We start from the raw sequence: 15,248 nt of genomic DNA on the forward strand, positions 1-15,248 counted from the left end.
GACCCCAGCTAAAGTGTGGGGCTAGAAACTGCCGGAGTCGCCGCCGCCGAAATCACCTCCGCCGCCACCCCAGTCGCCGCCGCCGGAGTCGCCACCGAAGAATCCGCCGCCACCGCCGTCGCTGTGGCCGCCGCCCCAACCGCCGCCTCCGCTGTTGAAGATGGAGTTGATCAGGATACCGCCGAGGATTGCGCCTCCAAGGCCGCCCCCTCCGCCGCCGCCTCCGAACATTCCACCGCGGCCGTAGCCTTGATCGGCATAACCGAAGTGGTCGACGTCGGCCTGCGCCAGTTGGGCTGCCTGTGCAGCGAGTGAGTGGGCCTGCTGGGCGTAGGTCAACGCCGTTACAGGGTCATTGCGCGAGATCGACAAAGCGTAGTCGAGATTGCGCTGGGCTTCTGCGAGCCTGGTGCGGGCCTCAGTCCCAACGCCGCCACGACGTGCCGTGATGTAGTCCGAGGTCGCGCTGATCTGGGCCTGCGCCGCCATGATGGTCTGCTGCAAGGACGCTTGCGCGCGGCGGGCCTGTTCCTGCTGGTCCCGGATGCCGGACAGGGACTGATCCAGCGCTTGGTGCGCTGTTTCAACGCGCGTCAGGGTGGCAATGGGGTCGATCTTTCCACCTTGGATCTCCGTCTTGACTTGGGCCAGCGCCGCTTCCACGCCAGCTACGGGCCCTGCTAGTTCAGGATGTTCACCTGACTGGATCATGGCCCTGGCCTGCGCGAGGTCCTGGCTGGTCTCGGCGACAGCGCTTTCCAAGGAGGCACGGGCCTCGTCAAGGCTGCCCGCCGTCTTGGAGATCGCGTCGATCAGGACGTTCGTCTGGTGCAGGCTCTCTTCGGCAGCGCGAACCGCTACGGCGGCCAGGCTGTTTTCTCCCGCAGCCAGTTTTTCCTGGGCGGTAGTGGCTGCATTCTGAACGAACGCCAGGCGTTCCTTCGCCTGCAGGATGTTGTCGGAGACCTGCGTCAACGCAGACTCGGCGTACTTGCTGCGAAGGCTTTCAAGGGATTGCTCTGCAGTGGCGATCCTGGAGTCGGCCTCCCGGGCACCTGCCGTGACGGTGGCCAGGGCCTGCGGGGCCTTCTTCTCGAGCTCGCGAAGGGAGTCGAAGTCTGCCTTCTGGTCACGCAGTGATGCGAGGGCCGCTTCTGAACGGCGAATAATCTCTCCGAGCCATGTGCGCTGTTGTTCCTCGGTGTCCGGAATATGGTCGTCCAGCTGCTGTTGCAACTTGAACGATTCGGTCATATGGGCTTTGGCTTCCTGCAGGGCCTTGGTGAAGTTGCCAATCGCAGAGTCACCGTATTGGGCCTGGGCGAAGCCGAGCTCCTGTTCGCTGGACTTGATGGCGTCATCAGCTTCGATCAGCAGCGAGCCGCTCTTCTGGCGCAGCTCCGGAATGCTCAGCCCTGCCAGTGGGTCAAGCTCTTCTCCTTGGGGGCCGTAGCTGGCGCTGGATGCCTGGCCGACCTTCTTGCGGCGATTTCGCAGGTAGAGGTAGGTGGCTGCGCCGCCTGCTGCCACTACGCCCACACCGACGAGGACTCCGACACTGCCATTACCGCTCGGCACGGTACCGCTGCCGCCACCGGCGGCGTCGCCAATTGCTGCGGCTGTGTCAATTGCTGCCTGGGCGTAGTCCTTCTTGCCGCCGCCCAGGTTGGCGGCAACGGCGTTCTGCGCGATGTTGGACTGCTTGGAGTAAATGGAACTTCCGGAGTTCAAGGCGAAGTTGTACTGACCTGCAGTAGAGATTGCCAGAATGGCGTCGGCCTTGCCCATGCCCTTCTTGGTGGCTACGGCCTTAACCCAATCGGCGGCCGAAGCAGGGTTCTCAAAGGAGTTCACCGTAACCACGTACAGGTTGTATTTGTGGTCCTTGAGTGTTTTCTGGATGGCTTCCTGAACTTCGCCCTTGCGGCTGCCCAGGACATTGGCATCATCCACGATGTTTTGGCCGGACGGTATGGTCACCGGATCTGCAGCCCAGGCGGCGCCGGCCGGGAGGGCCAAGATTCCAGCCACGCCAACCACGGCGAGTACACGTTTCACTATTGACCGCATGTGCAACCCTTCAGCACGTCTGCGACTGGAACAAGGCGAACCAATCGTCACAGAATGCTCAGCGCCCCCACGCATGGTTTGTAAAGCCGCAGGTCGCTGTGGCAATTCCACTTGATTCTATGGTGCACCCCATACCCCGTCCACAGCGTTGAATATGCCACCAGCGAAACATAGGAGAAACCCGCAATGCCCGCGCGTTGAGGCTCTGTGTATCAGCCCTCGCTGTCCTTTACCCGGGGTCCTGTGCCGCACTGAAACGGGCTTTCAGGAAGCTCCCAGCGAACGTCCGATTTTGTTCCAGTAATAAGGGCCATAGTTATGGGAGACAAGGATGAAAGGAAGTCCCATGACGGAGAACCCAGCGCAGGGCACCGCACCAGAGAACCGTGATCCGTCCGAGCCCCGGGATCCCGCTGAAAGCTCTGACGCCGCCCCAACCCGGCAGCAGCCAACCCATCAGCAGCCAACCCAGCACTCTGCCTGGAATTCCGGGCAGGAAACCGGTACGCATGCAACAACTCCGCTGCCGGCCTTCCAGCCTCCTGCCCAATCGGCGCCTCACACCAATGGCAGTCCAGGCAATGCCAACACAGGGGCACACGCCAACACAGGCCAGCCAAACACAGGGGCACAGACCAACGCAGGCCAGCCACACACAGGCCAGCCACAGTACTACGGCGGCCCTCAGCCCCACGAATCCGGGCACCGCCCCAACTACCCGCAGCACCAGCCGTTTTACGGCGGGGGGACCAACCCCGGAAACCACGCGCCCGGAAACCCCGCTCCCGGGCAGGGCTTCCACAGCGCACCTGGCCAGCAGTCCCCGGTAGGCACCAAGCGCAAGCCGGCGTTCGGTATTGGGACGCTGCTTGCCAGCATCCTCGCCGCCGGCCTGGTAGGTGGCGGCGTGGTGGCGGGCAGCAACATGCTTTTGGACAACCCGGCACCGGCGGCTTCAACTGGCGGGCAGTCGAGCACGGTGATCGTCAACAACAAGGATGACGTTAACGTCATCACAGCAGCGGCAGCCAAGGCGTCGCCGAGCGTCGTCACCATCAAAGCGACGGCCGGTAACGAAGGCGGAACGGGCTCCGGCATCATTATCGATGACCAGGGCCACATCCTGACCAATACGCACGTGGTGACCCTGGATGGTGCAACGTCCAATGCCGCCATCGAGGTCCGCACCAGTGATGGGAAAGTCCTGAAAGCCAAGGTCGTTGGAACCGATCCGCTATCGGACCTTGCGGTCATCAAAGTCGACGACACGTCCGGCTTGGTACCTGCCACGCTCGGTGACTCTTCGAAGATCAATGTGGGGGACACCGCCGTCGCGATCGGTTCGCCGCTTGGCCTGACTGGCACGGTGACGGACGGTATTGTCTCGACGCTCAACCGCACTATCAGCGTCGCCTCCTCTGCTGCGCCGAAGGAAGGCACTGACGATTCGCAGGGCGGCGACCAGGGCTTCCAGTTCGCCCCTCCGGGCGGTGGCCAGGGCCAGCCGACTGCGAATGAGGGCTCGATCTCGATCAACGTGATCCAGACTGACGCCGCGATCAACCCGGGCAACTCCGGTGGTGCGCTGGTGAACAGCAAGGGCGAGATCATCGGCGTCAATGTCGCCATCGCGTCTGCGGGCAGTGGCACATCGGATTCCTCAACCGGCAACATCGGTGTGGGCTTCAGCATCCCGATCAACCATGCCAAGCGCGTTGCACAGGAAATCATCGATACCGGCAAGGCGAGCCACGGCCAGTTTGGTGTCTCTGTGCGGTCGAAGTCGTCCACGGGCAGCGATTCAGGGTTCTCGGTTGGCGCGGAGGTGGCTTCAGTGACCTCGGGTTCGGCCGCGGCGAAGGCAGGCATCAAGGTTGGCGACGTCGTCACCAAGTTCGGTGACTACCAGGTGACTGACCCCAACCAGTTGACCGCGGCGGTCCGCGAACAGCCCGCTGGCGCCAAGGTCAAGGTAACTATCCAGCGCAACGGCCAGTCCCAGGAAGTGGAAGTCACTTTGGACGCTGCACAGCAGTAACGACCCAACGGCAGTAACCTGCACAAAGGAGACGACGGCGGGCGGCACCTCAGCGGTGTGGCCCGCCGTCGGTCTGTGCCCGCAGTTGCCGTAGCGGATGAAACAGGCGTTAACGCACAATCGTTTTTCTGCGGGTTTCTGCGGGCAATATGCTTAGCTAGGGGAAGCCCACACGCTGGGCAATTCACGGCCACGCTCCTGCGGTTGGCCGTCCACAAGCATGGAAGGCTGCTTCGAAGACAGTGGAAGAGACATTGAAGATTGTCGTTCTGGTCAAGCACGTCCCGGACGCGCAGTTCGACCGGCACATCACCGGACCCGGCAACACAACTGACCGTGATGAGAGCATCTTGTCCGAACTTGACGAGTACGCACTTGAGGCAGCACTGCAGCTGGCTGAAGAGCGTGGCGGGGCCAAAGCCGGCAACGAGGTCATTGCCCTCAGCATGGGGCCCTCCGGTGCGGTAAACGCAGTCAAGAAGTCGTTGCAGATTGGCGCCTATTCCGGGGTCCACCTCAGCGATGACGCGCTGGCTGGTTCGGACGCCGCGGCCACGTCGTTGGCGCTTGCAGCCACCATCCGCCATCTCTCCGCAGATGGACGCCCGGTGGACCTGGTTCTGACCGGCATGGCTTCCACGGACGGCGAGACCTCTCTCATCCCGGCTCAGCTGGCCGAGCGGTTGTCGCTCCCGCAGCTTACGTTTGCCTCAAGCCTGGAGGTTAACGGCGGAACCGTGGTGGCGCGTCGGGATGCCGGCTCCCACTCGGAAACCGTGGAAGCGCAGCTCCCGGCGCTGGTCTCGGTCACAGATCAGATCAATGAACCGAGATACCCCAATTTCAAGGGAATCCTGGCAGCGAAGAAGAAGAAGATTGCCTCGTTGTCGCTTGCCGATATCGGTGTCGATCCTTCCGAGGTAGGCCAGGCAGGCTCGTGGACGGTTGTGGAGTCTGCAGCTGCCCGCCCGCCCAGGACCGCAGGTACGATCATCACCGACGAGGGCGACGCCGGCATCAAGCTCGTCGACTTCCTGGCCGCACAGAAGCTGCTCTAAAGGACTCCAACCATGGCAAATGCACTTGTTTTCATTGACAATCCCGGGGCTGCGCTCAAGAAGAGCAGTTTGGAGCTCCTGACCCTTGCGCGGAAGCTGGGGGAGACCGCCGTCGCGATCAACGGTGAATTAACCGACGACGTCGCAGCTACCTTGGGTGCCTATGGCGTGGCGACGATCTTCCAGCCCTCTGCGGATGACCTGGACGACTACCTGGTTGCGGCTAAGGCCGGGTACCTCGCGGCGGCAGTGGCGGCTTCAGGAGCAACAGCTGTCCTGGTCGAAAACTCGCCGGAGGGCAAAGAGATCGCGGGACGACTCGGCATTAAGCTGAACGCCGGAGTCATCACCGACGTCGTTGGTGTGGATGCGGATGGCACCGCCCACAAGTCGGTTCTCGCGGGTTCCTACAACACCACGGCGAAGGCTACTACTCCGGTGTCGGTCTTTTCCGTAAAAGCGAACATCGTGGAACCAGAGCCGGCAGGCGCAGCCGCAGCTCCCGCGACAGCCAAGGTTGAGGTTCCTGCAGATGCTGCAGCGAATGCGGCCCGGATCTCCTCGCGCACGGTGAAGCCCGCCAGTGGCCGGCCTGACCTCAGCGAGGCCAGGATCGTTGTGGCCGGCGGGCGGGGGGTCGATGGCGACTTTGGCCCGTTGGAAGAACTCGCCGATGCCCTTGGTGCTGCGGTTGGCGCTTCGCGGGCAGCAACCGATGCTGGGTGGATTGGCCACGACGCCCAAGTGGGCCAAACCGGTGTGACTGTGTCTCCGCAGCTGTATATTTCGGCAGGCATCTCAGGAGCAATCCAGCAAAAGGCTGGAATGCAGACGTCCAAGGTCATTGTGGCGATCAACAAGGATGCAGAGTCTCCTGTCTTTGAGATCGCGGACTTCGGCATCATCGGTGATCTTTTCAAAGTTGTGCCGCAGGCAACAGCTGAGATCAAAAAGCGGAAAGGCTGATCCCTTTGACTTCTGGCGTTTCGTCAGCAAAGAGCCCGTTCAACACCTCCACGGAGCGTGTTGAGCGGGTGCTTTGTTTTACTGCCCATCCTGACGACATCGACTTCGGAGCCGCAGGAACCATAGCTGCCTGGACTGCCGCCGGCGTACAGGTCACCTACTGCATCATGACTGATGGCGACGCCGGCGGATTTGATCCCGTTGACCGGGAACGCATTATCGAACTCCGTGCCACGGAACAGCAACGGGCGGCAGAGTTGGTGGGAGTCAAAGACATCCGGTACCTGCACGAACACGATGGCTACCTTGAGCCGACACACAACGTCATCAAGCAGGTTGTGAAGCTCATCCGGGAAATCCGCCCGGACATCGTGTTGACCATGCACCCGGAACGGAACTGGGACCGCCTTCAGAAGAGTCACCCCGATCACCTCGCAGCCGGGGAGGCCGTAACCAGGGCGGTTTATCCCGCCGTGGAGAATCCCTTTGCCTACCCTGAGTTGGCTGAGGCCGGACTTATGGCTTACAAGCTTCCCTGGCTCTGGTTTATCTCCAGTCCAGAGGACCGTGAGAACCATTTCGTGGACGTCACCAAGCATGTTGATGCCAAGCTCGATGCGATCCGCATCCACGCGAGCCAGCACCCGGACATCGAGGGGATGGAGCGCGTGGTCCGTGGCATGTTGATGGCCAACGGTGCCCGTGCAGGGCTTCCTGCCGGGGCAAGCGCCGAGAGTTTCCACGTAGTGTCCGTCAACGGATCCAGTACTATCGCCGGCTTTTGACATTGCCGATATGTAACCCGTGTCATATGCTGGACCTCGGTTAAATCATATTTATTCGAGGAAGGCAGACTTTGATGGCGAAGACTGCACAGCAACCCGTGCTGGTGATTATGGGAGTCTCCGGTTCGGGCAAGTCGACTGTAGCCGGCGTACTGGCCGGCAAGCTTGGATGGGATCTCGCCGAAGGCGACGATCTCCATCCGGAAGCGAATGTGGCCAAGATGCACTCGGGCCAGGCCCTCAGCGATGAGGACCGGTGGCCTTGGCTTGGCATTATTGCCCAGTGGATCCGGGAACACACAGATGCCGGTACGCCGGCCATCATCACGTGCTCGGCATTGAAGAAGAAGTACCGCGACGTGCTCCGGGGCGAAGGGGTTGTCTTCGTTTTCCTGCAAGGGAGCAAAGACAGGATCTCGGACCGGCTCGCGTCGCGGCACGGCCACTTCATGCCGCCCTCGCTCCTGGAGTCCCAGTTCGAAGCACTTGAGGAACCCACGGAAGACGAGAACTACATCTCGCTGTGTGTTTCGGCCTCGCCCGCTGAGGAGGCGGACGAGGTCATCGAACGGCTCGGCTTGCGTCCCCTGAGCGCCGGTTCCGAAACGGCAGCCTCATGATCGCGCTGGAAACGGCCACACAGGTGCAGGAATGGTCCGGGCACGACACCCAGCTTCTTGTGGTGGCAGCGTTGGGTATTGCGCTGATCGTGGTTCTGATCGCAAAGCTGAAACTCCACCCATTCCTGGCCCTGGTGCTGGGCTCGGCGTTTGTTGGGCTTGCCTCGGGTGTGGAGCTGGGCAAAGTCATTACCAACTTCGAAGACGGGGTTGGGGGAGTCCTCAAGGAAGTCGGTCTCCTCATTGCCTTGGGCGCCATGCTTGGCAAATTGCTTGCCGACTCGGGCGGGGCCAACCGGGTAGTGGACACCTTGTTGGCGAAGGCCACCGGCAACAAGATCGTCTGGATGATCACGCTTGTGGCTGTGATCATTGGGCTGCCGATGTTCTTCGAAATCGGGCTGGTGCTCCTGCTGCCGGTGATTGTCCTTGTGACGCAGAGATCCGGGATGAAGCTCATGCGGATAGCCATACCGGCCTTGGCGGGGCTTTCCGTTCTCCATGGCTTGGTGCCCCCGCACCCCGGACCCCTGATCGCCATCAGCGCCGTAAAGGCTGAATTGGGCACAACACTGGGCCTGGGTATCCTTGTCGCCATTCCCACGGTCATTATTTGTGGCCCGCTCTTCTCGCGGCTGGCCGCACGTTGGGTTCCGGTGGAGGCTCCCGCCGTGGCGGGTGGCATCGACACCAAGCACCGCGCAGACCTTAGTGATGTCAAGCGCCAGCCCTCGTTCCTGGTGACGCTGCTGACCATCATCTTCCCTGTGGTCCTCATGCTGCTCAAGGCATTGGGCGACATCATCTGGCCGGACGCAGCAACCGCTCCGATGATCCGGATCTTCTTCGATTTCGTGGGCCAGCCCCTGGTCGCCATGACGTTGGCGGTACTGGCCGCCATTGTGACGTTTGGATACGCGGTGGGATTCACGGGCAGCAAGATCACCGCCAAGCTGGGCGACAGCCTGGGCCCCATCGCCGCAATCCTTTTGATCGTCGGAGCTGGCGGTGGCTTCAAGCAGACGCTGATTGGTGCCGGCGTGGGTGACGCCGTCAAGAAGTGGGCAGAAGGCGCCAACATGTCTGTCCTCGTGCTGGGCTTCATCGTGGCGGTAGCGCTCCGCCTCGCCACGGGTTCGGCGACCGTTGCAACCGTGACTGCTGCGGGCATCGTCGCGCCGCTGGCCAGCAGTTTGACCCCCACCCATGCGGCTCTGCTCGCCTTGGCAATCGGAGCAGGCTCATTGTTCCTCTCGCACGTGAATGATGCGGGATTCTGGCTGGTCAAGGAGCTCTTCGGGCTGACGGTGGGCCAGACGTTCAAGACGTGGTCCGTCATGGAGACGCTGATCTCCGTGGTTGGCTTCGGGTTCGTGATGCTCTTGTCGCTGGTTTTGTAGCTGCGACTCACCTGAAAGCAAGAACGACGGCGGCCGGCCCACCTTGGTGGGACGGCCGCCGTCGGGCCTTAAGGGTTGACGCCATTCCCGGCTGAGATCAGGCGCTCAGCGGAACCACCAACACAGGTGGCTGCGTGGGAGAGCTTGACCCGCCAGCAGGCTCCACCGTAATAGCTACTGAGGAAGCTGAAGACAACCCCTTCACCACTGCCGGCTTGGACAATGTCTGGGCGTCCATAGTGCCCTGCGGCACGGGGGCTGACCCATCCTTCGGCAATGTCCACAACTGGTAGACCTTGCCCTCGGGGGCCGGGGCAACGCCGTCCATCAACACCACAAAGGAGTCCTTGGCGGAGGAAGCGGAAATCGTTGCCGTGCCCCCTCCAGGAACCTCTGCAGTTTTCTTCTGGACATCCTGGGCCTGGAGGACCTGGTTCACGGGGTCGTTCTGGGCGGCAACGTATGCACCGACACCCACGCCGCCCAACGCTATGGCAGCAGCAGCCGCAGCACCCACCAGCCATGCGCGTCCGTCACTGAAGCTTCGGCGTTCTGCGCGCTTTGTCCGGGCGGCGGCGAGTTCATCGACGACGGTCCCAGGTGCCGCGGGAGGGGCCGCGTCTGCAGCCGGCTGTGCAGCAGCGTCTTTCGTGATCCGGTCCATGATGTTGCCGAAGAGGGCGGCGGGCGGCTCTTCCTCGGGAGCGAAACCTGCCACCAGGGTCTCGCGGGCCTGCCGGACCCGCTCCTGGAACGCTGGGCCTTCCGGAGCGTCCTTGACGTAATCGTCAATCAGGGCCCGTTCGGATTCGGTGACAGCATCCAAGGCATAGATTTCCGCGAGTTCGAGGACGCGGCCCTCGGCCAGGTCGGTTGCGATGTCATTGGCGAACATTCTGCGGACAAATCCTCCACCATTGTTTTCGCTCATTTCAGCCCACCCCCAAGCAGGTCTTCAAGCGCAGGAGTCCATCGCGGATGCGGGACTTGATGGTAGGGACCGCGGCACCAAGGTGCTCCGCAACCTCCCTGTAAGTGAGCCCACCGTAATAGGCGAGGCGGACCGATTCCTGCTGGGTATCCGTCAATGTGCCAAGGCACCTGCTAACGGCCTCGGCCTCAAAGTTCGTGTCGGCTTCCTCGGATACGACGTCGCGATCAAGGTCCTGGCTCGCTGCGCCGTACCGGGCTTCGCGGTCCGTTGCTGCCTGCACGGCACGGACGCGGTCGATGGCACGGCGATGAGCGATGGTCATGAGCCAGGCCATGGGGCTGCCGGACGCGCGATCGAACCTGGCGGCGCCCTGCCAGACCTGGATGAAGACTTCCTGGGTGGCGTCTTCGCTCAGCTCGGAGTCGATCAGGATGCGCCTGGCCATGCCAAAGACCCGTTTGGAGGTCAGCCGGTAAAACTCGGCGAAGGCCACCTGGTCGCCTGCAGCAATCAATTCAAGCAGGCCCGTGAGCTGCGAGTTCAAGTCTGTCGCCGTGCCCGAAGTCTCGACGACCGGGGGACCGGGATTGTTGGGGATGTCCATCACTGTCCAGCATAAGTCGTGTGGTTTGAAACCCGCAGCACGAGGGCGCGTCGTTGTGCGCACAGCCGTGCAGCGGTTTGCCACCACCAGGGCCTCCAGCGCGCTCACATCGGCTCCCTCATCGAATGTCCAAGGCAGGAATTGATCCTGCATAGGTTATTCGCAGCTGCGGGCCCTGCGGATGGGCTACACCTTGGCGCCGGCAAATCCGTTCTGCCGCCACGCCTCGAAAACGGCGATGGACGCGGCGTTTGCCAGGTTCAACGAACGCAGGGAAGGCCGCATCGGGAGCCGCACCCGGGCCGTGACGTGCGGATCCTTCTTCAGCCAATCCGGGAGGCCGACAGATTCAGGGCCGAACATCAGTACGTCGCCCTCGCGGTAGTTGATATCCGTGTAGGACGTTTCGCCGTCGGACGTAAAAGCAAACACACGCTCAGGCTGCAAGGCAGCCCAGGCTGCGTTAATGTCCTTATGGACCGTTACGACGGCGAGGTCGTGGTAGTCCAGGCCCGCCCGTCGCAGCTTGGCATCGGAAAAGTCAAAGCCCAGGGGCTCCACCAGATGGAGTTCGGCGCCGGTGATGGCGGCCAAACGAATGGCGTTGCCCGTATTGCCCGGGATTTCTGGAGTGTGGAAGAGGATGCGGAACACCGTCCCATCCTAGCCAGTCCCGCCCCAGCCGGTTCCATCGAGCTGGCTTCATGATGAGTCAGCCAGCGTCCACGAAAGCATGATGTCAGTGCATGCCGCGGAGCAAGCGGGCAAGAACGGGAACCACCACGGTGTTCGGTGCTGGTCCTGAACCAAGGAACTGCTTCAAGCCGCGGGCCAATCCTGCGCCGTTGACTACCTCAACCGCGTTATGGCTTTGCCCTTTTCCGTACTGGTCAATGACTGGTTCGTGCAGGTTGCCGTCAGGACTGTGCAGGACCACCCAGCCGGTGACGTTCAACTCGGGGAAGATGTCCTGCATATGGCGAACGATGTGGGCCAGCTGCGGCGGAGCCACCGACCGGCCGCCGTGGCGCAACGAATTGCCGTCCCACGCGTAGGCGCCCTTGGGCAACAGCATGGAACCAACCAGTGCAGCCGGTAGCCGGAAAGCACTGCGTGGTCGATGTGGTTGTTGTCAGAGGGGGAGCGGAGCCCGTTGATGAGCCTTGCGGCGGGGATGGCAGGCAGGACCTGCCTGCTGATGAGCTGTACCGTCCGCATCTCGCGTTGGATGCGGGCTTCGGCTCCAAAAATGCCGCGCTTTCGCGGCAAGCCGTGGACCTGTTGGGCAGCTTCTGCCATCGAAATAAGGGGAACTTCAAGAGGGTCATCAAAGGCGGGAACGTAGACGGGCGGATCGCCTGCCGTGTTGCGCGGGGCCTGCGGACGCCTGACTCCCGTGCTGGTCGCCGGACCCGGCGCAGGCGCGCCTGTGTAGTCGCCCGGACGCGGTTGGGAGCGGCCGGTGGTGCCGCTGGCATACCTCCGGTCATACTCGGCCCGACGCTTCGGATCGATCAGGGTTTCATACGCGAGCGTTACACGGCGGAACATTTCGGCTTCGCCGCCGTGATCGGGGTGGGCCTTCCGGGCGGCCTTCCGGTATGCCACCTTGATCTCCTTGTCCGTCGCAGTGACGGACACACGAAGAACCTGATAGTGGGAACTGCTGCCCTCGGCCAAGCACAGGCCCTTCTCTAGGATGGTGGGCCGCTCCACTGTCGGGGCGGTACGGCCAGTTTATCCAGCCACTATGAGAACGTCGGCAGCGGGCGCGGTGGTTCCCGGCTGGCATAATTCACCAGGTGAATCCTCCGGCGCCCAAGAATCCCAAGCACTCGCCGGAGAAGATCGCCCTTGCCATCAATCCAACAGCATCGTTCGGACGCCACGGCCTCGCCGGGGACGAGGCCGCAGCCTGCCTTCGCGCCGCCGGTTGTGACGTCGTCGTACTGGAAGCCGGAAGCTACGACGACCTCCGGACCCTGGTTGATGAGGCCATAATTTCAGGCATCAGTGCGCTGGTTGTGGTGGGCGGGGACGGCATGGTCCATTTGGGTGTCAATGCGCTCGCCGGAAAGGATCTTCCGCTGGGAATTGTTCCCGCCGGCACTGGCAACGATGTTGCCAGGCTGCTGGGCTTGCCACTCGGGGACGCAAAGACGGCGTGCGACCGCCTGCTGGCATCAATGGCATCGGGCGGGCGGAAGATCGACGCCGGACGCGTCACCGCCGCCGGGCGAAGCAGCTATTTTGCGGGGGTCCTGTCTGCCGGATTTGACGCTGCCGTTAACGAGAGGGCGAACTCGTGGCGGTGGCCCAAGGGAAAGAGCCGATACAACCTGGCGATGCTCCGGGAACTCGGTTCCTTCCGGCGTATCGAATACACGGTGACGGCCGACGGCGAGCAGTGGCGGCAGCCGGCGTTGCTGATTTCGGTGGCGAACGGCCAATCGATCGGCGGCGGCATGAGAATTACGCCCAATGCGTTGCCCGACGACGGGCGGCTGGATCTGTTTATCGTCAAGCCGTTGTCGCGGCTGAATTTCCTGGCGGTGTTTCCCAAGGTGTTCGCCGGCAAACACCTTGGTCATCCGGCCGTGGAGATCCGGCGGATTCGGAAAGTGCGGCTGGAGGCAGAAGGTGTCGTGGCCTACGCCGACGGCGAGCGCGTGGGCAGATTGCCTGTGGAGGTCGAGGTTGTGCCCGGGGGTCTGCGGGTCCTTGCCTAGTCGCTTGAGCAGTTTGGTTTTGGGAGGGGCGAGGCATTTCGCGTTGGTCCGCTGGCCACGGTCCGCTGTGGCGGGAGGTTAGACTCGGTGGCGGCAGAAGTGGCTCGTCGGCAAAAGAGAGGACCGCCTATGGCACGGGGTGTTGGACGACGGCAGGTCCCGGGCATGGTGGCCCCCCTGCCTGGGTTTGCTGCCGTGGCTGGTTTGGGTGCCGCGGCTGCTTCGGCTGTGCTGCTTGCGGGATGCAGTGTGAACGTGCCTGATCCCGCAGCACCAAAGCCTTCACCTTCGGCCTCGACGCTGTCCACTCCAACCATTACGCCCGGACACGATGCTGAGGCTCTCGCCGCGAAGGACTTGCCCTTGGCCGCGGGAGAAACCTTGGCGCCCGGAGATCCGGTATTGGTATCCAGCCAACTGGAAGAAGCGCCGGGGTGGTCCGTTGTGCACTCCGGCCTGCAAGGTGAAACCCGGTTCGCGAAGACTGATGGATGCGTGGTGGTGGTCAGGGTCAGCGTTAACCAGGGACCGTTGGTGGTTCCCGGGGATGACGCCGCGTCCACGAAGGAACTGTTCCGCTACCTGGATCCCGGGGCCGATGTGGACAAGCTAACGCCGGCCTCATTGCGGTGGGGCCAGGATTCCGGCAAGCCGGAACATAGAGTGGAATTTTTGGCCTTGGAATCAGCTCCGTCTTCCGGTGGCACCGCGGCTTTGGTTCTCGCCAGGCTTTTCAGCAGCCCGGCTTCCTCTATCTACATATCGACTGCTTGTCCGGATAGCGGGACCCTGGCCAAGGCCAGGGCTGAGGTCCAGTCCGGGTTGGCCGTGGTCCCACCAGCCTGAGTGTTATTTCTTGAGCGCGGTGGCCAGGCGGTTCAGCGCGAGTGCTCCCACCAGCAGGCCGAAGTCCCTCAGCGCGACGTCGAAGAACGAGCCAAGCACCAGCAGGTTGACGATGATGCCGAGCAGCCAGGCGGTGACAACGAGGGATCCCCAGCGCGGCCGCAGGGCGACGACGATGCCGGCGATAATTTCGATGACTCCCACGCCGTACATGAAGGTCTGGGCTGAAACAGGTACGACGGCGGTGGCTGCGGGCGCCAGGTAGACAGTCCAGTCCGTCAAGAGGTTGCTGAATTTATCGAGCCCGAAAATGATCGGGGCAATCGTGAAGACCGTCCTCAGGAGGATAAAGGCCTGCCGGGAAGGGTCCCTGAGCTCGCCGTGGCTGGACTTCCTGCTCATATGGGTCGTTGCGGCTTCCATGACGCATTCCTTTCTAAAAATAGGTATCTTGATTTTAGATCTCATCCCAAGATTAAGCAACGAATCTTGTTTTTAGAGATATTCTGGCTGTATGACCACTGCACGCCACTCTTGGCTCCAAAGGATTTCGGCGATCGCCTCCTTGGACGACGACAACCGCCGGGTGTTGTTCGCCTACGTGCGCGGGGCTGCAGACGCCGTTGGACGGGACGAAGCGGCCCGTGTTCTCGGTATTCCCCGAAGCACGGCCTCCTTCCATTTGGATCGATTGGTGAAGGATGGAGTCCTGCAAGTGGAGTTCAGGAAGTCCTCTGACAAAGCCGGACCCGGTTCCGGCCGGCCTGCCAAGCTCTACCGCCCAGCCATGGATGAGGTTGTTGCCTCCGTCCCTGAGCGCCAGTACGATCTCGCCGGGGATTTGATGGCCACAGCTATCACGCGTTCCCTGAAAGGGGACCTGCCCGTGCGGGAAGCGTTGATGGATGTTGCGGACCGCAAGGGCCAGGAGGCGGGCAGGCCCGGCGATTTCCTGGGTGCTTTGGCGGACCTCGGCTACGAACCAGTGGCTGATGGAGCGGGAGGGTACCGACTGCTTAACTGTCCGTTCCATCGGCTTTCGCAGGACCATGAGCAGGTGGTATGCGCCATGAATGGCGCGTTCCTCAAGGGCGCCGCCACCGCATCCGGCCTCAGTGGTGAGAGCGTCCTTCCGGATTCCGGCCCTGGTCATTGCTGTGCGCGGATTGGTAGCCTGGAACCGGACCCCCAAACCTGA

14 protein-coding genes and 1 pseudogene are annotated in these 15,248 nt (G+C 62.3%); 9 read left to right on the forward strand and 6 right to left on the reverse strand.

Annotated features, from left to right (window positions below; all coding sequences use genetic code 11):
• Positions 1–21: 21 nt before the first annotated feature.
• Complete coding sequence (locus AC6I97_RS09715) at positions 22–2,070, reverse strand: TPM domain-containing protein (protein ID WP_497944775.1); 2,049 nt, start codon at positions 2,068–2,070, stop codon at positions 22–24.
• Positions 2,071–2,416: 346 nt separating this feature from the next.
• On the opposite strand from AC6I97_RS09715, the gene AC6I97_RS09720 reads away from it, so the two are divergent.
• The 6 genes from AC6I97_RS09720 (at position 2,417) to AC6I97_RS09745 (ending at position 8,937) form a co-directional block, all read left to right on the forward strand.
• Complete coding sequence (locus tag AC6I97_RS09720; RefSeq protein WP_497944776.1) at positions 2,417–4,108, forward strand: S1C family serine protease; 1,692 nt, start codon at positions 2,417–2,419, stop codon at positions 4,106–4,108.
• Positions 4,109–4,362: 254 nt separating this feature from the next.
• The gene (locus tag AC6I97_RS09725) at positions 4,363–5,166 is read left to right on the forward strand and encodes an electron transfer flavoprotein subunit beta/FixA family protein (protein ID WP_216924063.1); all 804 of its coding nucleotides are present in this window, start codon (positions 4,363–4,365) and stop codon (positions 5,164–5,166) included.
• 12 nt (positions 5,167–5,178) lie between these two features.
• Positions 5,179–6,132: an electron transfer flavoprotein subunit alpha/FixB family protein gene (locus tag AC6I97_RS09730; protein WP_224088130.1), complete on the forward strand. Its 954-nt coding sequence runs from the start codon at positions 5,179–5,181 to the stop codon at positions 6,130–6,132.
• A 5-nt stretch (positions 6,133–6,137) separates the two neighbouring features.
• Positions 6,138–6,917 (forward strand): PIG-L deacetylase family protein, encoded by a 780-nt coding sequence (locus tag AC6I97_RS09735; protein WP_224164788.1) that lies wholly within the window; start codon positions 6,138–6,140, stop codon positions 6,915–6,917.
• 74 nt (positions 6,918–6,991) lie between these two features.
• Positions 6,992–7,537, forward strand: a complete 546-nt coding sequence (locus tag AC6I97_RS09740; protein WP_497944777.1) for a gluconokinase — start codon at positions 6,992–6,994, stop codon at positions 7,535–7,537.
• The gene (locus AC6I97_RS09745) at positions 7,534–8,937 is read left to right on the forward strand and encodes a GntT/GntP/DsdX family permease (protein ID WP_497944778.1); all 1,404 of its coding nucleotides are present in this window, start codon (positions 7,534–7,536) and stop codon (positions 8,935–8,937) included. The genes AC6I97_RS09740 and AC6I97_RS09745 overlap by 4 nt, the downstream gene beginning before the upstream one ends.
• A gap of 97 nt (positions 8,938–9,034) precedes the next feature.
• Here the strand turns inward: AC6I97_RS09745 and AC6I97_RS09750 are convergent, their stop codons facing one another.
• From AC6I97_RS09750 to AC6I97_RS09765, 4 genes and pseudogenes are all read right to left on the reverse strand, one after another.
• Entirely contained in the window at positions 9,035–9,868 is an 834-nt protein-coding gene (locus AC6I97_RS09750) for an anti-sigma factor (protein ID WP_497944779.1), read from the reverse strand.
• 1 nt (position 9,869) lies between these two features.
• A complete protein-coding gene (gene sigK, locus AC6I97_RS09755) occupies positions 9,870–10,475 on the reverse strand; it encodes an ECF RNA polymerase sigma factor SigK (RefSeq protein WP_497947011.1) in 606 nt (201 codons plus the stop codon).
• Positions 10,476–10,661: 186 nt separating this feature from the next.
• Positions 10,662–11,129, reverse strand: a complete 468-nt coding sequence (locus AC6I97_RS09760; RefSeq protein WP_224088121.1) for a tRNA (cytidine(34)-2'-O)-methyltransferase — start codon at positions 11,127–11,129, stop codon at positions 10,662–10,664.
• An 85-nt stretch (positions 11,130–11,214) separates the two neighbouring features.
• A pseudogene (locus tag AC6I97_RS09765) lies at positions 11,215–12,155 on the reverse strand (J domain-containing protein).
• 122 nt (positions 12,156–12,277) lie between these two features.
• Between AC6I97_RS09765 and AC6I97_RS09770 the strand changes: the two are divergent.
• Together AC6I97_RS09770 and AC6I97_RS09775 are read left to right on the forward strand one after the other, a co-directional pair.
• Positions 12,278–13,204: a diacylglycerol/lipid kinase family protein gene (locus AC6I97_RS09770; protein ID WP_497944780.1), complete on the forward strand. Its 927-nt coding sequence runs from the start codon at positions 12,278–12,280 to the stop codon at positions 13,202–13,204.
• A 129-nt stretch (positions 13,205–13,333) separates the two neighbouring features.
• Positions 13,334–14,050: a hypothetical protein gene (locus AC6I97_RS09775; RefSeq protein WP_497944781.1), complete on the forward strand. Its 717-nt coding sequence runs from the start codon at positions 13,334–13,336 to the stop codon at positions 14,048–14,050.
• Positions 14,051–14,053: 3 nt separating this feature from the next.
• Here the strand turns inward: AC6I97_RS09775 and AC6I97_RS09780 are convergent, their stop codons facing one another.
• Positions 14,054–14,473 carry a hypothetical protein gene (locus AC6I97_RS09780; protein ID WP_497944782.1) on the reverse strand — a complete coding sequence of 140 codons (420 nt, stop codon included), beginning with the start codon at positions 14,471–14,473 and terminating at the stop codon, positions 14,054–14,056.
• A gap of 91 nt (positions 14,474–14,564) precedes the next feature.
• Between AC6I97_RS09780 and AC6I97_RS09785 the strand changes: the two genes are divergently transcribed.
• Positions 14,565–15,248: a helix-turn-helix transcriptional regulator gene (locus AC6I97_RS09785; protein WP_497944783.1), complete on the forward strand. Its 684-nt coding sequence runs from the start codon at positions 14,565–14,567 to the stop codon at positions 15,246–15,248.

The organism is Arthrobacter sp. TmtSoilC48, assembly GCF_059739425.1.